Origin of the sequence: Sneathiella sp. (genome assembly GCF_036844445.1) — a bacterium.
Lineage (GTDB): Bacteria > Pseudomonadota > Alphaproteobacteria > Sneathiellales > Sneathiellaceae > Sneathiella.
In genome coordinates, this window is the sequence record NZ_DAIUFV010000007.1 from 22368 (window position 1) to 44310 (window position 21943).

At 60.8% G+C, this 21943-nt stretch carries 20 protein-coding genes; 12 read left to right on the top strand and 8 right to left on the bottom strand.

The window, feature by feature from the left end; translation table 11 throughout:
- Positions 1-138 precede the first annotated feature (138 nt).
- Positions 139-1746 carry a phosphoenolpyruvate carboxykinase gene (locus V7Z56_RS13345; RefSeq protein WP_334130004.1) on the top strand — a complete coding sequence of 536 codons (1608 nt, stop codon included), beginning with the start codon at positions 139-141 and terminating at the stop codon, positions 1744-1746.
- Positions 1747-1806: 60 nt separating this feature from the next.
- On the opposite strand, the gene V7Z56_RS13350 is transcribed toward V7Z56_RS13345, so the two are convergent.
- Positions 1807-2709 (bottom strand): branched-chain amino acid ABC transporter permease, encoded by a 903-nt coding sequence (locus V7Z56_RS13350; RefSeq protein WP_334130005.1) that lies wholly within the window; start codon positions 2707-2709, stop codon positions 1807-1809.
- An 81-nt stretch (positions 2710-2790) separates the two neighbouring features.
- Here V7Z56_RS13350 and V7Z56_RS13355 point away from each other — a divergent pair, with 81 nt between their 5' ends.
- Entirely contained in the window at positions 2791-3294 is a 504-nt protein-coding gene (locus V7Z56_RS13355; RefSeq protein WP_334130006.1) for a hypothetical protein, read from the top strand.
- Between the two features lie 88 nt (positions 3295-3382).
- Positions 3383-4315, top strand: coding sequence for an AEC family transporter (locus V7Z56_RS13360; RefSeq protein WP_334130007.1), 933 nt, complete (start codon positions 3383-3385; stop codon positions 4313-4315).
- Here the strand turns inward: V7Z56_RS13360 and moeB are convergent.
- The 7 genes from moeB to ubiE all read right to left on the bottom strand — a co-directional run bounded on the left by moeB (position 4312) and on the right by ubiE (position 10746).
- Positions 4312-5097, bottom strand: a complete 786-nt coding sequence (gene moeB, locus V7Z56_RS13365; protein WP_334130008.1) for a molybdopterin-synthase adenylyltransferase MoeB — start codon at positions 5095-5097, stop codon at positions 4312-4314. The genes V7Z56_RS13360 and moeB overlap by 4 nt on opposite strands.
- 3 nt (positions 5098-5100) lie before the next feature.
- Entirely contained in the window at positions 5101-6054 is a 954-nt protein-coding gene (gene cysK, locus V7Z56_RS13370) for a cysteine synthase A (RefSeq protein ID WP_334130009.1), read from the bottom strand.
- A gap of 28 nt (positions 6055-6082) precedes the next feature.
- Positions 6083-6532, bottom strand: coding sequence for an RrF2 family transcriptional regulator (locus V7Z56_RS13375; RefSeq protein ID WP_334130010.1), 450 nt, complete (start codon positions 6530-6532; stop codon positions 6083-6085).
- A 2-nt stretch (positions 6533-6534) separates the two neighbouring features.
- Positions 6535-6999 (bottom strand): dUTP diphosphatase, encoded by a 465-nt coding sequence (gene dut / locus V7Z56_RS13380; protein WP_334130011.1) that lies wholly within the window; start codon positions 6997-6999, stop codon positions 6535-6537.
- Positions 6996-8207 (bottom strand): bifunctional phosphopantothenoylcysteine decarboxylase/phosphopantothenate--cysteine ligase CoaBC, encoded by a 1212-nt coding sequence (coaBC, locus tag V7Z56_RS13385; protein WP_334130012.1) that lies wholly within the window; start codon positions 8205-8207, stop codon positions 6996-6998. Before coaBC ends, dut begins: the two co-directional genes overlap by 4 nt.
- A gap of 136 nt (positions 8208-8343) precedes the next feature.
- Positions 8344-9957, bottom strand: a complete 1614-nt coding sequence (gene ubiB, locus V7Z56_RS13390) for a 2-polyprenylphenol 6-hydroxylase (protein ID WP_334130013.1) — start codon at positions 9955-9957, stop codon at positions 8344-8346.
- Between the two features lie 27 nt (positions 9958-9984).
- On the bottom strand, positions 9985-10746 hold the full coding sequence (gene ubiE / locus V7Z56_RS13395) for a bifunctional demethylmenaquinone methyltransferase/2-methoxy-6-polyprenyl-1,4-benzoquinol methylase UbiE (RefSeq protein ID WP_334130014.1): 762 nt from the start codon (positions 10744-10746) through the stop codon (positions 9985-9987).
- 89 nt (positions 10747-10835) lie between these two features.
- On the opposite strand from ubiE, the gene mutM reads away from it, so the two are divergent.
- From mutM to gyrB, 9 genes are all read left to right on the top strand, one after another.
- Positions 10836-11672, top strand: coding sequence for a bifunctional DNA-formamidopyrimidine glycosylase/DNA-(apurinic or apyrimidinic site) lyase (gene mutM / locus V7Z56_RS13400; protein ID WP_334130015.1), 837 nt, complete (start codon positions 10836-10838; stop codon positions 11670-11672).
- Positions 11673-11749: 77 nt separating this feature from the next.
- Positions 11750-12526 carry an enoyl-CoA hydratase gene (locus tag V7Z56_RS13405; RefSeq protein ID WP_334130016.1) on the top strand — a complete coding sequence of 259 codons (777 nt, stop codon included), beginning with the start codon at positions 11750-11752 and terminating at the stop codon, positions 12524-12526.
- Positions 12527-12681: 155 nt separating this feature from the next.
- On the top strand, positions 12682-12948 hold the full coding sequence (gene rpsT, locus V7Z56_RS13410; RefSeq protein WP_334130017.1) for a 30S ribosomal protein S20: 267 nt from the start codon (positions 12682-12684) through the stop codon (positions 12946-12948).
- Between the two features lie 486 nt (positions 12949-13434).
- Positions 13435-13881, top strand: a complete 447-nt coding sequence (locus tag V7Z56_RS13415; RefSeq protein WP_334130018.1) for a rhodanese-like domain-containing protein — start codon at positions 13435-13437, stop codon at positions 13879-13881.
- Between the two features lie 26 nt (positions 13882-13907).
- A complete protein-coding gene (dnaA, locus tag V7Z56_RS13420) occupies positions 13908-15290 on the top strand; it encodes a chromosomal replication initiator protein DnaA (protein WP_334130019.1) in 1383 nt (460 codons plus the stop codon).
- Between the two features lie 97 nt (positions 15291-15387).
- Positions 15388-16800 (top strand): MFS transporter, encoded by a 1413-nt coding sequence (locus V7Z56_RS13425; protein WP_334130020.1) that lies wholly within the window; start codon positions 15388-15390, stop codon positions 16798-16800.
- A 335-nt stretch (positions 16801-17135) separates the two neighbouring features.
- A complete protein-coding gene (gene dnaN, locus V7Z56_RS13430) occupies positions 17136-18254 on the top strand; it encodes a DNA polymerase III subunit beta (RefSeq protein ID WP_334130021.1) in 1119 nt (372 codons plus the stop codon).
- Positions 18255-18321: 67 nt separating this feature from the next.
- The gene (gene recF, locus V7Z56_RS13435) at positions 18322-19479 is read left to right on the top strand and encodes a DNA replication/repair protein RecF (RefSeq protein WP_334130022.1); all 1158 of its coding nucleotides are present in this window, start codon (positions 18322-18324) and stop codon (positions 19477-19479) included.
- Positions 19480-19495: 16 nt separating this feature from the next.
- Positions 19496-21922, top strand: a complete 2427-nt coding sequence (gene gyrB, locus V7Z56_RS13440) for a DNA topoisomerase (ATP-hydrolyzing) subunit B (RefSeq protein ID WP_334130023.1) — start codon at positions 19496-19498, stop codon at positions 21920-21922.
- The last annotated feature ends 21 nt before the right edge of the window (positions 21923-21943 follow it).

The window sequence follows — 21943 nt, forward strand, 5'->3', positions numbered from 1 at the left end:
CGCCTTTTCGGGGGGAATAATGTGGGTTTGCGGGCCGCTTTCGTGATCAGAGTGGTTGCGCCTTTATTTTGCCCCCATTATTCTGTATGGAAAAGCAAAGTCAAAGCCCCCCTCAAATAAAGCAGTGGAGAAATAAACGTGGAGCAATTCGGACCTCATAAAAGCCGCTTCGGGCTTGAAGCTAATGGTCTTGGCAAAGTTGGTCGGTCATACTGGAACCTGTCGGTGCCCGCCCTTTATCAGGAAGCAATCCGGAGGGGGGAGGCTTCACTTGCTGCGGGCGGCCCGCTGGTCGCCCTGACCGGGCAGCACACCGGACGTTCGGCGAACGACAAATTCATCGTCAAAGAGCCGGGCAGCGAGAAGAATATCTGGTGGGGCAGCGTCAACAAGCCGATCGAGCCCGCGAAATTCGCCGGGCTGCACAAGAAGATGCAGGACTATCTCGCCGGGCGTGATGTTTTTGTCCAGGATTGCTACGCCGGCGCTGATGTCAATCACCGGCTGCGCGTCCGCATCATCACCGAATGCGCATGGCACAGCCTTTTCGCGCGCAACATGTTCATTCAGCCGCCGGCGGAAGAACTCGCCGATTTCCAGCCCGAATTCACCATTCTTCAGATCCCGTCCTTCGAGGCCGACCCCAAAGTCGATGGCACCCGCTCGGAAGTCTTCGTTCTGCCGAACTTTGCCGACAAGCTCGTGATCATCGGCGGCACGTCCTATGCCGGGGAAATCAAGAAGTCCGTTTTCTCCATCCTCAACTATCTGCTGCCGGAGAAAAATGTCCTGCCGATGCACTGCTCGGTCAATGTCGGCGATGATGGTGCCTCTGCGGTCTTCTTCGGCCTCTCCGGCACCGGCAAGACCACCCTTTCCGCCGATGCCAGCAAGATGCTGATCGGTGATGACGAACATGGCTGGTCGGACGAGGGCGTCTTCAACTTCGAAGGCGGCTGCTACGCCAAGGTGATCAAGCTCTCCGCCGAGGCGGAGCCGGAAATTTTCGAGACCACCCGCCGTTTCGGCACCGTGCTTGAGAATGTCGTGATGGATCCGGACACCGGCGAGCTCGATCTCGACGACAACCGCTACACCGAAAATACCCGCGCGTCCTACCCGATCGACTTCATTCCGAATGCGTCCGAGACGGGCGTTGCCGGCAACCCGGCCAACGTCATCATGCTGACGGCCGATGCGTTCGGCGTTCTGCCTCCGATCTCCAAGCTGACGCCGGAACAGGCGATGTATCATTTCCTCTCCGGCTACACCGCAAAGCTCGCCGGCACCGAAAAAGGCCTCGGCAATGAGCCGCAGGCGACCTTTTCCACCTGCTTCGGCGCCCCCTTCATGCCGCGCCACCCCGCCGTCTATGCCAAAATGCTCGGCGAGAAGATCGCCAAGCACGGCGTCAACTGCTGGCTGGTCAACACCGGCTGGACGGGGGGCGAATACGGCACCGGTCATCGCATGCCGATCGCCCATACCCGCGCGCTGGTAAACGCTGCGCTCGATGGCACGCTCGCCAAGGTCGAGACGGTGAAAGATCCCTATTTCGGTCTCGCCATGCCGACCTCCTGCCCGGGTGTGCCCTCGGAGATCCTCAATCCGCGCAACACATGGGCGGACAAGGACGCCTATGATGCGAAGGCGCAGGATCTTGTCGGGCGCTTCATCAAGAATTTCGAGCAGTTCACCGATTATGTGGACGACGACGTCCTGCAGTCGGCGCCGAAAACCGCCTGATCTGTCAGGCGCGTGACGATCTACCCCGCCCGGCCCGGCCGCGGCGGGGTTTTTTTGCGCCTAGCGGCGAAGGAGTCCTTCCGGTTTTGTGACGAGGAAGAGCGTCAGCAGGCAGAACGCCGCAACATCGCGGTAGGCGAGATCGAGATAGGCCGACCAGGCGGTTTCAAAAAAACCAAGCGCCGCCGATGCGGCGAGCGCGCCTGAGAGCGAGCGCAACCCCCCAATCACCGCGATAAACATTGATTTAAGGCCGATCATCATCCCCATAGTGAAGCTCGCGCTCCCGTAGAGAAGCGCGATCAACGTCCCGCCGATGCCTGCCATCAACGTCGCAAGAACGAAAGACATGGTGAGGACGAACGACAGATTGACCCCGCAAAGGGCTGCCATCCTGATATCATCGGCAATTGCCCGCCATGCGCGCCCGAAGGAATGGCGCTGCATCGTGACAATCAGCAGGAGAACGGCGCCAAAACCGATGATGAGCGTCAGGATCTGCATCAGCGTTGCCTGCACGGGGAATGTCCCGCTCGCGACAATCGGGACGGGATCGGCAAATACCGGCCGCAACCAGAGATCGCGTGATCGGTTGATCAGCCGCATCCCCTCCTCCAGGGTGATCGCGACGGCAATCGTCGAAATCAGCATGATTTGCATGCGCCGCCCGATCAACGGGCGGATTACCGCATGATGCAGTGCAAAGCCGAGCAGCGCGGTGTTCGCAAGGGCGATTATGCCGCCCGCGATAACAATGAGAGAGAGCGGCCAGAACGTCACGCCCTCCAGCAGGGAGATCATCATAATCGTCACGCAGGCCGCCCACATGCCAAGCGCGCCGAAGGCGAAATTCAGACGGTTCGTAACGCCATAGAAAAGAACGAACGCGGCGGAAAACAGGGCATAGATCACGGTCACCTGAAGCGCGTTCAGAAGCTGTTGCAGGATGTAGAGCAAGGGCAACGCCGCTCCCCTCCTTCCGCATAGACAATTACCGCGGCGAAGCGTATCATAAAAAGATCATAGACCAGAGAGATTCCTTCCATGCGGAAACCGGCTCTGATCCTGTTGCTCGCGGGGTTCCTGCTGAGCGCCTGCGGCGAGGATACACAATCGCCCTATCTCGAATTTACCGGCGGCGGTTTCATCTTCAACTACCGCATCGCCGAGGCTTTTTATGGCTTCGTCGCCAAGCCGAAGCGCGCGATACCCGAGGGCAGCGAAATTATCGCCGAGTTTGAAAACCCGTCCGGCGGCGATCCGATCATTGTGACGGCAACCGTCAAACCCTCGCAACTGCAGTATATGCTGCGCACCCCGGGCGTTGAAGGCGTCGTGAAGGATCGCCCCTATAAAATCATCGTCACCTTGATGGAGCCCGGTAACCCCGCGCCGCTCGCGGTTTATGAAAAGGAATACCGGTCCAATATCACACAGGCGGATCTTCCCGCTGTTGCGCTCACTACCGGGCCCGGATATCATCCGAACCCGGAACTTTATGACGAAAAAGAAAAAGGCTTTGTGTTTCCAAAGACCGGCAGCCGTTAGAGATTTCTTTCTTGCGGAACCGCAATGTTGAGAGCGCAAACGCCAGTGTTGTGTGCGGCGTGACAGATAATGCGGGGAACAGCCGGGTATGTGGGAAATATCGCTCTCTGTCCTTCCCATATTTCTCCTGCTCGTCCTTGGCAACCTGTTGCGGCGAAACGGCTTTCCGGGCGGTGATTTCTGGCACTACGCAGATCGCTTCGTCTATTGGGTGCTCTTTCCGGCGCTTCTTTTCGTCAATACAACCACCGCCCCTTTCACCAATGAACTGCTTGGCACCTACGCCATCGCCCTTCCCGGCGCGCTGCTGATTACCGGCCTGCTGTCGCTGCTGACTGTCCGGCTGCTGAAGATTGATCCGCGGGTCGGCGGCTCGATATTCCAGGGCGCGACGCGGCACAATACCTTTATCGCCTTCGCCGTCGCCGAGTATCTCTTCGGGGCGGAAGGGCTACTGCTCGCGACCGTCGCAACCGCCGTGCTGGTGCCGCCGACCAATCTTTACTGCGTTTCCGTCCTTGTCGGCTATCAGGGCGGCGGGCACGGGACGTCGCTGAAACGCCGCCTCGTGCAGGAGCTGCTTCGTAACCCGCTGCTGATTGCCATTGCGCTCGGCGCTTTTCTCAACCTTTCCGGCATCGGCCCCCTTCCCGTCATCAGTACGGTCGCGGGTCTTCTTTCCAAGGCCGCCCTGCCCTTTGCGCTCCTTTGCATCGGCGCGGGCCTGCAGATGCGCGCGGTGCATACGGGCGCGGGCTATGTCGCGCTTTCGGCTGTTCTCAAGATGGTGGTTTTCCCGCTCGTCATCACGGGCGTCGTGCTCATCACAGGGCTTCAGGGAACGGCCGCGATGATCCTCATCATCTATGGCGTAATTCCGACGGCGAGTTCCGGCTACGCGCTCGCCAAGCTGCTCGGCGCCGACGCCGATGTCATGGCCGGGATAATCACGGTTCAGACATTGATCTCGATGATCACGATGCCGCTCTGCCTTACTCTTGCTGCCTATTTCTTCCTTTAGGCGCCGCTCAAGCCGGTGATCGTCGGATGATCGCCGCAAAGGGCGCAGGCGGGGTTCTTCGGGATGCGGATCTTACGAAATTCGGCGTTAAGAGAATCGTAGAGAAGCAGGTGCCCGGCGAGCCCTTCGCCGATGCCGAGGAGCTCTTTTACCACCTCCGCCGCCTGCAACGATCCGATCACGCCGGGGAGTGCGCCAAGCACCCCGGCTTCTCCGCAGGTCCGGGCAAGCTCCGCCGACGGCGGCGCAGGGTAGAGACAGCGGTAGCAGGGTTTGTCCGGCTCATATGCCTTGAAGCAGCTTACCTGGCCGTCGAATTGCAGCATGGCGCCTGAGATAAGCGGCTTTTTGGCGAAATAGCACGCATCGTTGAGCAGAAAGCGCGTCTCGAAATTATCGGTCCCGTCAGCGATGACGTCATAATCGGCGAGCAGGTCCAGCGCATTCTCGCTCGTCAGTCGCTCGTTGTAGCGGATAACCGTCACATCAGGATTTATTCGGTCGACCGACCTTGCGGCGCTATCGGTCTTGAAAGCACCGATTTCCGCCGTTCCATGGATAATCTGCCGCTGCAGGTTGGAAAGCTCGACATGATCATTATCGATAGCGCCGAGCGTCCCGACGCCCGCCGCCGCGAGATAGAGAAGCAGCGGCGCACCGAGACCCCCTGCCCCGACAACCAGCACTTTCGCACCCAGCAGCTTCTGCTGCCCCGCGCCGCCGATTTCCCGGAGGATGATATGGCGGGCATAGCGCTCCAGCTGGTCGTCGGTGAGCGCCATGGCTCAAAGCCCGTCGAAAAGCGCCGTCGTCAGATAACGTTCCGCGAAGGACGGAATGATCACAACGATGGATTTCCCGGCCATATCGGGACGCTCGGCAATCTCGAGCGCCGCCGCGACGGCCGCGCCGGAGGAAATGCCGACTGGAATGCCTTCGAGGCGCGCAACTTCGCGGGCGGTCTCAAACGCCGTCTCATTGCCGATGGTGAGAACTTCATCGATCAGGCTGACATCGAGGTTTTTCGGCGTGAACCCGGCCCCAATTCCCTGGATCTTGTGCGGCCCCGGCTGCCCGCCGGAAAGCACGGGACTGTCTTCCGGCTCGACGGCAACAATACGAACACCCGGAGCTTTCGCCTTCAGCACCGATCCGACGCCCGTCAGCGTGCCCCCGGTACCGACGCCCATCACGACCACATCGACTTTCCCGCCGGTATCGGCAAGGATTTCATCGGCAGTCGTCAGCTTGTGAATGGCCGGATTGGCGGGGTTTTCAAACTGCTGCGGGATGACCGCATTGCCGATCTCCGCCTTCAGCTCCTCGGCCCGCGCGATCGCTCCGTTCATACCCTTCGCCGCCTCGGTCAGCTCGAGATTGGCGCCGAGCAGCTTCAGCATCTTGCGCCGTTCCATCGACATGCTTTCGGGCATCACGAGCGTCAGATTATAACCCTTCGCCGCGCAAACGAACGCGAGCCCGATCCCGGTATTGCCCGATGTCGGCTCGATGATCGCCGTGTCCTTGTTGATGACGCCCGCCTCTTCCATGGATTCGATCATAGCCGCCGCGATCCGGTCTTTCACTGACGCCAGCGGGTTGAAGAACTCCAACTTCAGCAGGATGTTCACCTCATGCGGGATCTCGGCCGTCAGGCGCCGGACACGGACAAGCGGTGTCGCGCCGATGGTGTCGATAATGGAATCGTAAATCTTACCGCGTGGGGCATCAGTTTGCATGTCTTGCCTCAATTAATTGTTTCGTTTGTCAGATTTCAAAATGGGACGCATCGGCCGTGGATTCAACCTCGCCCTTTTCAAGCGCACGTTGACAGAGATCCTCCAGCGTGACCGCATCGAGCTGCGCGAGCATGGCGGCCTGCGCCTCCTCCCACAGTGGGCCGACGACCGTGCGGCCGATTTCGGAGGCGAAAATCTGCGTATCCTCTTCCACTTCGGCAGCGCTGATGACGCGAATGACATCGCCCGCCGTTATCCGGCGCCGCTCGCGCGCAAGGCGATAGCCGCCGCGCGGGCCGCGAACGCCCTTCAGAATTCCGCCATGCACAAGCTGCTGCATGACCTGTTCAAGGTAGCGCAGCGGAATGCCCTGACGCTTCGTCACTTCCTTGGACTGCACCGGATCGGGGCGGGCATTAAATGCGATATCGACGACAGCTTCCAGCGCATAGAGCATTTTCCTCGGCAGATGCAGCATCCTTATCCCGCCCTTTCCGTAACACCTGTTGAACCGAAGCCGCCGTCGCCGCGCGCCGTCTCATCAAGCGCCGAAACTTCCTGCCAGGCGGCCTGCAGCACCGGAGCGATCACCATCTGGGCAATGCGATCGCCGCGCGCCACGCGAAAGCTTTCCGCGCCGAGATTGAGAAGGATGATGCCCACCTCACCGCGGTAGTCCGCGTCAATCGTCCCGGGGGTGTTGGGCAGCGTGACGCCATTTTTAAGCGCAAGTCCGGAGCGCGGGCGGATCTGCGCCTCAAATCCGCGCGGCAACGCCATTTTGAAGCCTGTCGGGATCAGGGCCCGGCCGCCCGGCGGAATATCGACCGGATCGGTTACGGCGGCGCGAATGTCCATCCCGGCGCTTTGCTCGGTCTCATAGGCCGGCAGCGGCAGACCGGCGCCGTGCGGCAGGCGCGTTAAAGAAATCGTGATGCCTGTCATTCGCCATCCTCTTGAAAATACACGGAAATGCGGCGTGCAAGCTGTTGCGCCACGGCAACCTTGCTTTGCTTGGGCCAGTCCTCCACCTCCTCGCGGGTAATGAGGAAGATACGATTCTCATCGCCGCCGAAGGTTTCCGTTCCGGCGCTGACATCATTTGCGAGAATCCAGTCGCAGGCTTTTTTATCGAGCTTGGCGCGGCCATTCTCCACGATCTGCTCCGTCTCCGCGGCAAATCCGATCACGAGGGTCGGGCGCGCGTCGGTCAAACGACCGACTGTGGCCAGAATATCGGGGTTTTCGGTGAGCGGAAGGTCGGGCAGGCAGCCATCCAGCTTCTTGATTTTCTGCTTCGCTTCCGTTGCCACGCGCCAGTCCGCGACGGCAGCGGCGAAGATTGCGGCATCGGCCGGCAGCGCAGCCATGACGGCGGCCTGCATGTCTTTTGCCGATTCAACATCGTGCCGGCGTACGCCGCGCGGCGTCTCCAGCCGGGTCGGGCCGCTGACGAGTGTTACCTCAGCGCCGAGATCCGCGAGCGCCGCCGCGATTGCATATCCCTGCTTGCCCGATGAGCGATTGGCGATATAACGCACCGGGTCGATAGCCTCTCGCGTCGGGCCGGCGGTCACCAGAATTTTCCGCCCGCGAAGCGGCTGGTTCGCCGACCTTTTGAAGAAATCGACAATGGCCGCGCAAATCTCCTCGGGCTCGGCCATGCGGCCGGGGCCATATTCCCCGCAGGCCATATCGCCCTCATCCGGGCCAATGGTGAGGATGCCGTCCTGCTGCAGGGTTTGAATGTTGCGCCGTGTCGCCGGATGCTGCCACATCCGCACATTCATCGCCGGCGCGATCAGCACGGGCTTGTCCGTCGCGAGCAGTGCCGTCGTCGCCATGTCATTGGCATGGCCACCCGCCATCTTGGCCATCAGATCGGCGGTCGCCGGGGCGACAACGACGAGGTCCGCGCTTCGCGAAAGCTGAATATGGCCCATCTCCGCCTCGTCAATCAGCGAGAAAAGATCGTCATAGACCTTCTCGCCGGTCAGGGAGGCGACCGAAAGCGGCGTCACAAACTGCTTGGCCGTCGCGGTAAGGATTGCGCGGCTGCGAATCCCCTGCTTGGCGAGCAGGCGGATCAGCTCGAGCGACTTATAGGCCGCGATGCCGCCGCCGATAATCAGCAGAACCGTTCTGTTATCCATATTTGCGTCCAAACCAAGTCATTATAATTATTTTACTTATCTTTTATGTGAAAAATAATTATTCCACACTCTACAGGCAAGGAAATTTTTTGCAAAAACCGCAATTGATTGAAACGCGATTGCAACTCTTGCGTGGCTATACCAGCAACGCGATCAGGGAAGCGGCGGCGGCGCCGAGAATGCCGCCGCCCACGACATAGACAGCACGATCGCGCCGCCACTGCGCCAGCTTTTCGCGAAGCTCATCGAGATGGTCCCGGTTTCTTTCACGCGCCTCCATTTCCGAAAGCAGCGTATCCGCCTTGGTGACGATGGCGGGGAACTTCTGGAGCACGGCGAGCCCGTCTTTCACCACTTCTGCGGCATGCGCTTCGATGCCCATATTTTCCCGCATCCAGTGCGCGACGGTCGGCTCCGCTGCTTCCCAGAAGTTGATGTCCGGGTTCAGGCTCTGGGCGACGCCTTCGGCGGTCACCATGGTCTTTTGCAGCAGGAGAAGCTGCGGCTGGGTTTCCATCTCGAACGTTTCGGTGATCTGGAACAGCTGAACGAGCAGGCGGGCGATGGAGATTTCACTGACGGGGCGGCCGAGGATCGGCTCGCCGATGGAGCGGCAGGCCTGCGCAAAGCTGTCGAGCGATTTGTGCGGCGGCACGTAGCCGGCGCGAAAATGGACGTCGGCCGCGCGGCGATAGTCCCGGGTCAGGAAGGCATGCAGCATTTCCGCCATGAAAAGCCGGGTTTCCCGGCTCATCCGGCCCATGATACCGAAATCCACGGCGACGAGACGCCCGTCCGGCGTGACAAAAAGGTTGCCGTGATGCATATCCGCATGGAAAAAGCCATCGCGCAGCACCTGGTGCAGAAATACCCTTATGACAATATGCGAGAGCGCCTCGAGGTCATGTCCGGCAGCAATCAAGTCGGCTTTTTTGTCAATACTGATGCCGATCACCCGGCTTTGCGTCATGACGCGCTTGGCAGTCCGCTGCCAGTCAATTTCGGGGACACCGAAGGCGGGCTCATCGATGAAGTTTTCCGCCAGTTCGGACGCCGCCGCGGCCTCCATGCGCAAATCCATCTCCAGCTCGACGGAGTCGGCCAGCGTCTCGACAATTTTGGTGAGCCGCAGCCGCCGGGTCTGCGGCTGATACCGCTCCGCCAGTTCGGCAAGCCAGAAGAAAAGCCGCAAATCGCGCTCGAACGCGAGTTCGATGCCGGGGCGCAGGATCTTGACGGCGACATCGCGGAAGACCTCCTCAACCGCGTCGGGGTCATCCTCGGTCGGGGCGGGGACCAGCTCGCGGACCTTCGCGAAATGCACTTGCGCAATCGAAGCGGCCGCCGCCGGCTCACGCTCGAAATCGACAAAGAGCGACTCCAGCGGCGCCTGGAGTTCATATTCAATGGTCTCGCGCGCAACCTCAAAAGGGAAGGGGGGGAGCCGGTCGCGGAGATTGCCAAGATCCTGCACAAGTTCTTCGCCGATCAGGTCAGCGCGCACCGACAGCGCCTGGCCGAGCTTGATAAAACTCGGGCCGAGATCGCGAAGCGCGTTGGCGAGCCGCTCCCCCTCGCGCAGACCCTGGCTTCGTGATGCCCCGAAGGCGAAGAGCGGCATGACTTTCCGCAGAAGCACCAGCGCAATCGGCAGCCGCGGAAAGCGGTCGAGAAAAAACAGCGCATCGTGCCGGGCGAGGGTGCGGGCGACATAGAGCAGCCGCAGGGAATTGTTGATTGTCCGGATCACTGAAGGATGCTCCTCGGAAACGCCGGCCTAAAGGCGCCAGCCGGAATGCAGCGCCGCGATCCCGCCGGAGAGGAGACGATATTTGACCTGACCGAAGCCCGCCTCCCGCAACATTTCGGCAAAATTTTCAGCATCGGGAAAAAGCCTTATGCTTTCAACGAGATATTGATAGGACGCCTTGTCCTTGGCGACGATACCGCCGATTTCCGGCAAAAGTTTGAAGGAGTAGAAATCGTAAAACTGCTTGAGCAGCGGCGCTTCGACCTTGCTGAATTCGAGGCAGAGGAAGCGCCCGCCAGGTTTCAGCACGCGATAGGCTTCCCTTAGCGCGAGCGGGATGTCGGTCACGTTGCGGATGCCAAAGGCGATGGTGTAGGCATCCACCGATTTGTCAGTGAGCGGCAGCTTTTGCGCATCCCCATTAACCCAGTCGAGGCCATGCAGCCGCCCCTGGTCAATGGCGCGGTCCTGGCCGACGCTCAGCATCGCGTGATTGATGTCGAGGACGGTGACATGCCCCTCACCGCCCACGCGGTCGAGAAAGCGGAAAGCGATATCGCCGGTGCCGCCGGCAACATCGAGAAGATGCTGTCCCTTCTGCGGCATCAGCCAGTCGATCATCGCCGATTTCCACAGCCGATGGACGCCGGCGCTCATCAGATCATTCATCAGATCGTAGCTGCCGGCAACGCTGTCGAAAACGCCGCGAACCAGCCCCGCCTTCTCCTCCCGCCGGACTTCGCGAAAGCCAAAATGGGTGCTGTCCGATGAATTTTCCGTTGGTGTCATATGCGTTCCGCCCGCCGTCGCTGCAATGGCTTCTGTTTCCTCGAAACAAGAGCATAGCGCAAGGCGTAAAATAACGCTACTGTCGCGCCATGCCTGAATTGCCTGAAGTCGAAACCGTTTGCCGCGGTCTTGCCGACGCATTGATCGGCGACCGTTTTACGCGCATCACGCTGCGCCGCGAGAATCTGCGTTTTCCCTTTGCCGCAGGTTTCGCCGAAAGCCTGACGGGGCCGCGGATCGAGACGGTCGGTCGGCGCGCCAAATATATTCTGATGCAGTTCGAAGGAGACACGGCGCTGATCGGCCATCTTGGCATGTCGGGAAGTTTCCGGATTGAAAAGGATGTTGATCCGGGCACGCCGCTCGATCCGCACGATCATGTGATCTTTGAGACGGAGCGGGGGCTTCGCATTCGCTATCACGACCCGCGGCGGTTCGGCTTTCTGCTTCTTGCCGACCGGGCGAGCCTTCTTGATCATCCGCAGCTTCGCGGCATCGGCCCTGAGCCGCTCGGCAACGAGTTCAGCGGGCCGATCCTCGCCGAACGGCTGGCAGGTCGAAAATCGCCGGTCAAGGTCGCCTTGCTCGATCAGTCGGTTGTTGCGGGGGTGGGCAATATCTACGCCTGCGAAGCGCTGCACCGAAGCGGCATCTCGCCGCGGCGTCTCGCGGCAAATGTCGGGCGCGCCCGGGCGGAGCGACTCGCCGCCGCCATCCGCCAGGTGCTGGAGGAGGCGATCGCGTCCGGGGGCTCGACGCTTCGCAATTACAGCCAGACCTCGGGCGAGCTCGGCTATTTCCAGCATCATTTCGATGTCTATGATCGCGCCGGCACCCCGTGCACGACGGCGGATTGTACGGGCGTTATCGAGCGCATAACCCAGGCGGGCCGCTCGACTTTTTTCTGCCCGAAATGCCAGCGCTGACACCTGAGTTTAGCTGGACAACGATTTGTATCTGCCCATAATGGGCGGAATTTCGCGACAAGACAGAGGACAAGTCAATGGCCTATAAAAACATTATCACCGAGACGAAAGGCGCGGTCGGACTCATCCGTCTCAACCGGCCGAAAGCACTGAATGCACTCTGTGCGGAGCTGTTCGTGGAAATGGCGGACGCGCTCGACAAGTTTGAAGCGGACGACGCCATCGGCGCGGTCGTGGTCACGGGCTCGGACAAGGCGTTTGCCGCCGGCGCGGACATTCTCGAAATGCAGCCCAAGACCTATATGGACGTTTACATGGGCGATTTCCTTTCCAATGATGCGGAACGGCTCGCGCGGTTTCGCAAGCCGACGATTGCGGCGGTAGCCGGCTATGCGCTCGGCGGCGGCTGCGAAGTGGCGATGATGTGCGATTTCATCCTCGCCGCCGACAATGCGCAGTTCGGCCAGCCGGAAATCAAACTCGGCACAATTCCCGGGCTTGGCGGGACGCAGCGCCTGACCCGCGCCGTCGGCAAGGCGAAAGCCATGGAAATGTGCCTGACCGGGCGCATGATGGGCGCCGAGGAGGCAGAGCGCGCCGGGCTGGTCAGCCGCATCGTGCCGCTCGCCGATCTGGTTGATGAAGCCATCAAGGTCGCCGGCGAGATCGCCAAGCTGTCGCAGCCCATCGTCATGATGTGCAAGGAGAGCGTCAACAAGGCCTATGAGACCACGCTGAAAGAAGGAATCATGTTCGAGCGCCGGGTGTTCCATTCGACCTTCTCGACGGAAGATCAGAAGGAAGGCATGGCGGCCTTCGCCGAAAAGCGCGCGGCGAACTTCAAGAACCGCTGATTTTGCGCGCCATAAGCCGGCGAAATCCGCATTTTTCACGGGCGGGCCGGAATTTTCCCGATTCCGGCCGATTATTCCTATTCTTCTGTTGACGGGAAAATTTCCGCTGGTTATAACCCGGCTTCCGAATTTCGAAGCTAAAAGACAGGATTGTCATGGCGCATCATAAATCTGCATTGAAGCGGATCCGGCAGACCGAAGTCCGCACCGAACGTAACCGGGCTCGTCGCAGCCGCATCCGCACCTTCGTGAAGAAGGTCGAACTGGCTGTGACCGAAGGGGATCATGGCAAGGCAACCGAAGCCCTGCGCGCCGCGCAGTCCGAACTTGCCCGCGGCGTTACCAAAGGCGTTCTGAACAAGAACACCGTATCGCGCAAGATTTCCCGCCTTAACGCGAAGGTGAAAGCTCTCTCCGCCTGATCGGGAGAATCACGAGAATCAAACCGCGGCGCCCCTTCGGCCCGCGGTTTTTCTTTTGACCAAAACACGCGATTTGCGAGCAATGCCACATCCATTTACGCGCCAACTTTTACCAGTTAACGCGGTTCCATCGGAAGCCTTCACAACATATTGTGGGTCAAGAAGTTGTTTGGACAAGTGGCAAAATTATTTTTGTCAATTTCCGCTGCCCTCCCTTGCGCCCCTCTTGTGGATAAGATTAATCTGCCCTCCGTTCTCAAGTGAGAGCTCCCGAACCGTCATCACCTACAGATGAATGGCCACAGGACGGATTTGATCCGGGGGGACGGGTCGTATCCGGGCTGGTTGTTTCGGGTGTCTGGTGGATGAACGTAAGTGTTGCGTATGATGTCGGCGGCCGCTGGAGCCGTAGCAAAGTTGAGTTCTCATCAATCATGTTCGCACTAATCTGGACCATGTTCAGCATTGCAGTGAAGGGATCTTTGAATGACTAACGGGGGAACGTCCGGCGCAAACGCGACCTACGCCGGGGATATTACAGTTCAGGAAGCCTGGGAGATGCTAAAAAACGAGCCGGAGGCTGTCCTGATCGACGTCAGAACCAACGCGGAATGGGCCTATGTCGGCCTGCCGGACCTTTCCGAACTCGGCAAACAGGTCCAGCCCGTCTCCTGGGTGCTTTTTCCCGACATGGCGAAAAACCCCCAGTTCGTTGACCAGATTTCCGCCCTGCAACCAAACAAATCCGCCCCGATGATCTTCCTCTGCCGCTCCGGCGTGCGCTCCATCGCCGCCGCCGAAACCGCGACCCGGGCCGGTTACAGCCGCGCCTACAATATCCTCGAGGGATTTGAAGGCGGCCCCGATGCCGAAGGACACCGCGGGACAACAGGTGGCTGGAAAGCCGCCGGCCTGAAATGGAAACAAAGCTGATGACGTCACGTTCTGAGGCTTTTGCAATGACAGACAACGAGATCTGGAAAAGAATAAGAGAAAAACTGCGCAGCGAATTCGGCGAGGCGACCTTTAACTCCTGGCTGAAGAATATCGAACTCGAAAAGATCGACGGCGATACGGTCTCCCTCACCCTGCCGACGCGCTTCCTGCGCGACTGGGTATCCAACAATTACGCGACCCGCATTCGTCAGCTGTGGTGCGCCGCAGACAGCGCGATCCGCAATATCGAAATCCGCGTCAAGCCGCTCGATCGGAAAAACAGTGCCTCCCAGAAGCCGACCATCGGCTTCGCCGAGACCGGATCGCCCTTTATCGGCGGCGCCACGCCCATCATCACCGAGGTTGCGAACCCAGATCCGTCGCTGATGTCCTCGCTCGATCCGCGCCTGACGTTCGATAACTTCGTTGTCGGCAAGTCCAACGAGCTTGCCCATGCCGCCGCCCGGCGGGTGACCGAAGCGAAAGATTCAATTCCGTTCAACCCGCTCTATCTCTATGGCGGTGTCGGGCTTGGCAAAACACATCTGATGCACGCCATCGGCCACGCGATTGCCACCAATAGCCCGCAGAAGAAGGTGCTCTATCTCTCGGCGGAAAAGTTCATGTACCGCTTCATTCGCGCGCTGCGCTACAAGGACACGATGAACTTCAAGGAGCAGTTCCGCTCCGTCGATGTGTTGATGATCGACGATGTGCAGTTCATCGCCGGCAAGGACAGCACGCAGGAGGAATTCTTTCACACCTTCAACGCGCTGGTCGACCAGAACCACCAGATCATCATCTCCGGCGACCGCTCGCCGACCGACCTTGAGGGGATGGAGGAGCGGATGCGCTCGCGCCTCGGCTGGGGTCTCGTCGCCGATATTCACCCGACGGACTATGAGCTTCGGCTCGGCATCCTGCAATCGAAGGTGGAGCAGGGGAATATCGACATTGAGCCCCGCATCCTCGAATTTCTCGCCCATCGCATCACCTCGAACGTGCGCGAGCTTGAAGGCGCGCTGAACCGGGTGCTCGCCTATTCCGAGCTTGTCGGCCGGGCGGTCACGCTTGAAAGCACACAGGAGGTGCTGCGCGACCTGCTGCGCGCCAATGACCGGCGGATCACGATCGAGGAGATCCAGAAGAAGGTCGCCGAGCATTTCAACATCCGCATGTCCGACATGCATTCGGCCCGCCGCGCCCGCGCGGTGGCCCGGCCGCGGCAGGTGGCGATGTATCTTGCCAAGCAGCTCACCTCGCGCTCGCTGCCCGAGATTGGCCGCAAATTCGGCGGCCGCGACCATACGACGGTGATGCATGCGCTTCGCAAGATCGACCAGCTGCGGGAGCAGGACGTGGCGCTCTCGGAAGATATCGAGCTTCTGCGCCGGATGCTGGAATAAAGCGCCCATAGCGGCTATGCTCACCGCGTGCGCTACCGGATATCGCCGGGGCGGCTTCCGGCGCCGGTGACCGGATGTTGTTTGTATAGGAAGTTTTATGTCACAAGCCTCCGAGGAACGCGCCGTTCGCTGGGGTGAGATCCTCAACCGGGAATATGGCCTTGCGCTCGCGCTGGTCTCCCTCGGTATCTGGCTGCATGCGGCCGACAGCCTTCTCGTTGCCACCATGGTTCCCGCCATCGTCGCCGATATCGGCGGGGAGGAACTTATCTCCTGGACTGTCGCGCTTTACGGCATCGGCTCCATCGTCGCCGGCGCCGCAAGCGGCCTTCTCGCACTGCAGTTCGGGCTTCGCCTGCCGATGACGCTGGCGTCCTTCCTTTTCATGCTTGGCTGCATTGTCAGCGCCTTTGCCCCGGAGATGTGGGTAATGCTGATCGGCCGGCTGTTGCAGGGCATCGGCGGCGGCGGCCTGATGGCGCTCGCCTTTGTCGCGGTCAGCTCGCTTTTTCCCCGCCGGCTGATTGCCCGCGCGATGGGCGTTATCAGCACGCTTTGGGGCGTTTCGGCCTTTATCGGACCGCTGGTCGGCGGGCTGTTCGTGGAATATGGGACATGGCAGGGCGGCTTCTGGTTTTTCGCGGTGCAGGCGCTTCTGCTCACCATCTGGGTATGGGTTGCGCTCCGCCGTCACGGTCTGCCTGAAGAGCGCCTGCATTTGCGCTTCCCCGTCTGGCGGCTGTTCTGGCTGTCGATCGGCGTGCTTTTCATCGCTTTCGCCGGGATCGAAATCTCCCTCCTGAAAACAACGCTTCTCGTCGTCTTCGGGATCCTCGCGCTGATCGCCTTTTTCTACTTTGACGGCCGCGAGAGCGACAGCCGGATGCTGCCGGCGCGGCCACTTTCGCTGAAAAATCCGATCGGCGGCGCCATGATCCTCGTGCTCGCCTTTTCCGCGACGCTGAACGCGCTCTCCGTCTACGGTCCCTATGTGATCACGATCCTGCACGGCTATCCGCCGCTCGTTGGCGGGCTGATCATGGCCTGCATGTCCATCGGCTGGTCCGTCGTCTCCTTCATGCTGTCGGGCAGCCCGGAGACGCGCGACAATGCCATGATTGTACTCGGCATGCTGCTGATCACCCTCAGCCTGCCGGGCTATGCCTACAGCCTGCCGTTCGGACCGCTCTGGCTGATTGCGCTGTTCGCCGTCATGCAGGGGGCCGGGTTCGGCGCAGCCTGGACGTTCATCCTCCGCCGCGCCATCCGCCTCGCGCCGGAAGCCGATCATGAACGGGTCTCCGGCGCCATCCCGACACTGCAACGCCTCGGGATGGCCATCGGCGCCGCCTATGCCGGGATCCTCGCGAACGCCGCAGGCCTCGACGGCGACGCCGATCTCTCGGTTATTTTCACCGTCGCATGGCTGGTTCCCGCCGCCCTTCTGCCGGCCACCCTTGTCGGCCTTGTCGGCACTTACGCCTTTGTTCGCGCGCGAAATCACGGCTGACCCGGACTGACGGGGGCCACCCGGCCAAAGCCGCGCGGTCCGACCGTCAGGGCAGGGCGCAGGCTGGCCGCCACAACCCTCTGATAAGACAGGCTATTTTCACCTCGATCAAACGACCGATCGGGGATGCCGCCGAATATTGACCGGTGGTCGTGCAAAGACGCATGCCATGGCGCCTTCTGGCTCCCTCGGAATTTCGATTCAAGGTTAAGAATCAATTTCTTAACATTGACTCTAATTCCCGCGAAAAGGGGAGAAATAAGTTGATGTTAGGGGCCATTTTCGGGCATAATGGCGAACCTTTATGAGTAACAAAATCAAAGCTGATCGAGCCCATGAAACTGACTATCGAACGGACCGCCTTGCTGACTTCCCTGAGCCATGTGCAAAGCGTTGTCGAGCGCCGCAATACCATCCCGATCCTCGCCAATATCCTGATGGACGCACGCGACGGGTCGCTCGGCCTGACAGCAACCGATCTTGATATCGCGATCAATGAAAAGGCCGCCGCAACCGTGGCGCGCGAGGGCGCGACGACCGTTCCGGCGCATCTTCTCTACGACATCATCCGCAAGCTTCCCGAAGGCAGCCAGGTCGAGCTTGACTACGCGCCGGAGAAGGGCAAGATTTTCATCCGCAGCGGGCCGTCCAAATTCGATCTCGCCTGTCTGCCGCAGGATGATTTTCCGGTCATGGAAACGAACCAGCTTCCGGTCAATTTCACGCTGCCCGCGAAAACCCTTAAGCGGCTCATTGACAAGACCCGCTTCGCTATTTCGACGGAAGAAACCCGCTACTATCTCAACGGCATCTATTTCCACACGGCGGAGGCGAACGGCACGGCGATGCTGCGCGCGGTTGCCACCGACGGCCACCGGCTGGCGCGCGTTGAAACGCTAGCCCCCGCCGATGCGCAGCAGATGCCGGGCGTGATTGTGCCCCGGAAAGCGGTGAACGAACTCCTCCGCCTGCTCGATGAATGTGAGGATCCCGTCGCCATCTCCCTTTCCGAGACGCGCATCTGCTTCTCGTTTGATGACACCCTGCTGACATCGAAGCTGATCGACGGCACATTCCCGGACTATGAGCGGGTCATCCCGGCCAATAACGATCGCATGCTCGAGCTGGACGGCAAGACTTTTGCCCAGGCCGTTGACCGCGTTTCCACCGTTGCGACCGAAAAGACCCGCGCGATCAAGCTCTCGCTCAGCAACAATCTGATCACCCTCTCGGCAACCGGCGCGGATGCCGGCAGCGCGACCGAAGAGGTGAGCGCGACCTACGGTGCGGATGATATGGATATCGGCTTCAACTCGAAATATCTGCTGGATATCACGAGCCAGATCGATGGTGAGAACGCCCGCTTCCTGTTTGCCGACGCCGGCTCGCCGACCATTGTCCGGGACACGGCCGACGAGGGCTCCCTCTATGTTCTGATGCCGATGCGGGTGTAGTGCAATTCCCACGTCCTGCCCTCAGCCGGGTGTCCGGATGCCGGGTGTCGCCAGGGAGGAGCCGGTTGTGTCCGCCTATGTTATCACGCGTCTGATTTTGACGGATTTTCGCAATTATACACAGTTGAAAGTTGACGTTGATAACCGTCCTGTCGTGCTGACCGGCGCCAATGGCAGCGGCAAGACGAACCTGCTGGAAGCCATCTCCTTTCTGACGCCGGGGCGGGGGTTGCGACGCGCGAAACTGCTGGACGCGGCGCGGGCGAAAGGCGGCGGCGGCTGGGCCGTGGCGGCGGATGTTCATTCCGATGCCGGAGCGCACAAGCTCGGCACCGGCCTTGTGATTGAGGGCGCAGGCGGCGAGGCGATCGAGCGCCGGCAGGTGCGGATCGACGGGCAGACGATGAGCGGCACCGCGGCGCTTGCCGATCACCTGCATGTCGGCTGGCTGACGCCGCAGATGGACCGTCTGTTTCAGGAAGGCGCGGCCGGGCGGCGGCGCTTTCTCGACCGGCTCACCTTCGGGTTCGACCCGGCTCATGCCCGCCGCATGACCACGTTTGAAAAGGTGATGCGGGAGCGGAACCGGCTGCTCAAGGAAGGGCGGATGGACCCGCACTGGCTGACCTCGCTGGAGCGGAGCCTCGCGCAGACCGGAACGGCGATCGCGGCGGCACGGCGGGAGACGGTGGGGCGTCTCAACGGCATCATGGACGCCGCGGGGCCGGGATCCGGCGGCCGGGCCTTTCCGAAGGCGGTCCTCGAGACCGAGGGGCTGCTCGAAGGCTGGCTTGAGGATATGTCGGCCCTCGCGGCGGAAGACAGATATCGGGAGGTGCTGGAAGCCTCCCGGCGGCAGGATGCAATCGCCGGTGTTACGGGCCAGGGGCCGCATCGCAGCGATCTTGCCGTAACGCACAGGGAAAAGGGAATGCCGGCCGGGCTTTGCTCGACCGGCGAGCAGAAGGCGCTGCTGATCTCGATCATCCTCGGCGATGCGCGGCTGCAGGCGGGGCTGCAGGGACGGGCGCCGATCCTGCTGTTGGACGAGGTGACAGCGCATCTCGATGCGACGCGGCGCCGGGCGCTGTTCGACGAGATCGAGGAGATGGAGATACAAGCCTGGATGACAGGCACCGACTTTGCCCTGTTTTCCGAGCTGGGAGACCGGGCGCAATTTATGACGGTTGAGAACGGCACGCTTCGCCCGACAACCGATCGCTAAAAGGAATGACGACGTAATGAGTAGCGAAAATCAGTTGCAGACAACCGAATATGGCGCGGAATCCATCACGGTCCTGAAGGGCCTCGATGCGGTCCGCAAGCGCCCCGGCATGTATATCGGCGACACCGATGACGGCTCGGGGCTGCATCATATGGTCTATGAGGTGGTGGATAACGCCATCGACGAAGCGCTGGCCGGCTATTGCGATATGGTTTATGTGGCGCTGAACGGCGACGGATCGGTGACGGTGCGCGACAACGGACGCGGCATTCCGGTCGATATCCACGCCGAGGAGGGCGTCTCCGCAGCGCAGGTGATCATGACGCAGCTTCATGCGGGCGGCAAGTTCAACGACAACAGCTACAAGATCTCCGGCGGTCTGCACGGCGTTGGCGTCTCGGTCGTGAACGCGCTTTCGACACGCCTCGACCTCACCATCTGGCGCAATGACAAGGCGTATCGCATCAGCTTCTCGCATGGCGAGCCGCTCGGCCCGCTCGAGGTGGTCGGCGACGCGGTCGGCCGGACGGGGACGGAGGTTACCTTCACCCCGTCGCCCGAGACCTTCACCAACATCAAGTTCGACTATGCGACGCTGGAACATCGCCTGCGCGAGCTCGCCTTCCTCAACTCCGGCGTCTATATCCAGCTCAATGACCTCCGCTCGGCCGAGCCGGTCAAGACGGATCTGCACTATGAAGGCGGGATTGCGGCCTTCGTGAAATATCTCGATCGTTCGAAAACGCCGCTGATCTCCGAGACGATCAATCTGACGGCGGAGAAGGACGGCGTGACGGTGGAAGCGGCGCTCGAATGGAACGACAGCTATCACGAGAATGTCCTCTGCTTCACCAACAACATCCCGCAGCGCGACGGCGGCACGCATCTCGCCGGTTTTCGCGCGGCGCTGACCCGCGCGATCAACCAGTATGCAACGGCGAGCGGCATCACAAAAAAGGAAAAGGCGACAATTACCGGCGATGACGCGCGCGAGGGGCTGACCTGCGTTCTCTCGGTGAAGGTGCCGGATCCGAAATTTTCGTCCCAGACCAAGGACAAGCTGGTCTCGAGCGAGGTGCGGCCGATTGTCGAAAGCTCGGTTTATGATGCGCTCAGCCAGTGGTTCGAAGAGCATCCGGCGGATGCGAAAACCGTCATAGGCAAGGTGGTCGAGGCGGCCGCGGCGCGCGAAGCCGCCCGCAAGGCGCGCGAGCTGACCCGGCGCAAGGGCGCGCTGGATATCTCCAGCCTGCCCGGCAAGCTCGCCGACTGCCAGTCGCGCGATCCGGCGGTCTCCGAGCTGTTCCTCGTCGAGGGTGACAGCGCCGGCGGCTCGGCCAAACAGGGGCGCGACCGGTACAATCAGGCGGTTCTGCCGCTTCGCGGCAAAATCCTCAACGTCGAGCGGGCGCGCTTTGACCGGATGCTCTCGTCCAACGAGATCGGCACGCTCATCACGGCGCTTGGCACCGGCATCGGGCCGGAGGAATTTGATGTCGAGAAGGCCCGCTATCACAAAATCATCATCATGACCGACGCCGACGTCGACGGATCGCATATCCGCACGCTGCTGCTGACCTTCTTTTATCGCCAGATGCCGGAGCTGGTCGAAAAGGGCTATCTCTATATCGCCCAGCCGCCGCTCTACAAGGTGACGAAGGGGAAATCCTCCGTCTATCTCAAGGACCAGAAGGCGATGGACGATTACCTGATCGAACAGGGCATGGAAGACGTTATTCTCGAACTTGCGTCGGGCGAACAGCGCGGCGGCGAGGATCTGCGCAGCCTCGTCAACAGCGCCCGCCAGGCCCGCGACCTCATCGATGCGATTGCGCGCTTGCAGAACCGCGCCGTGGTCGAGCAGGTGGCCATTGCCGGCGCCCTCAATGACGAAGTGCTGAGCGACCCGGTTCGCGGACCCGAGGCGGCGGCGTTTATCGCAAGGCGCCTTGACGCCATCTCCTCGGAGACGGAGCGGGGCTGGACGGGCGAGGTCCTGCCCGATTTCGGCCTCAAGTTCAGCCGTGAGGTGCGCGGCGTGACCGAAGTCCGGATCGTCGACAGCAATCTGATCAACTCCGCCGAGGCGCGCCAGCTCGATCTCATGAAGGACGAGCTTCGCGTCATCTACGCGCAATCGTCGGTCTTTATCCACAAGGACAAGCGCGAGATCATCAACTCGCCGCTCGATCTGATGGAGGCGGTGACAAATCTCGGCAAACGCGGCCTGACGATCCAGCGCTACAAGGGCCTTGGCGAGATGAACCCCGAACAGCTCTGGGAAACCACGCTCGATCCAGAGGCGCGCACGCTGTTGCAGGTGCGCATCAACCATGGCGACGAAGCAGACGAGGTGTTCGCCACGCTGATGGGCGATGTCGTGGAGCCACGGCGCAATTTTATTCAGGACAACGCGCTGAACGTCAGCTTCCTCGATGCCTGACGGGGATATGGCCCCAGTCGG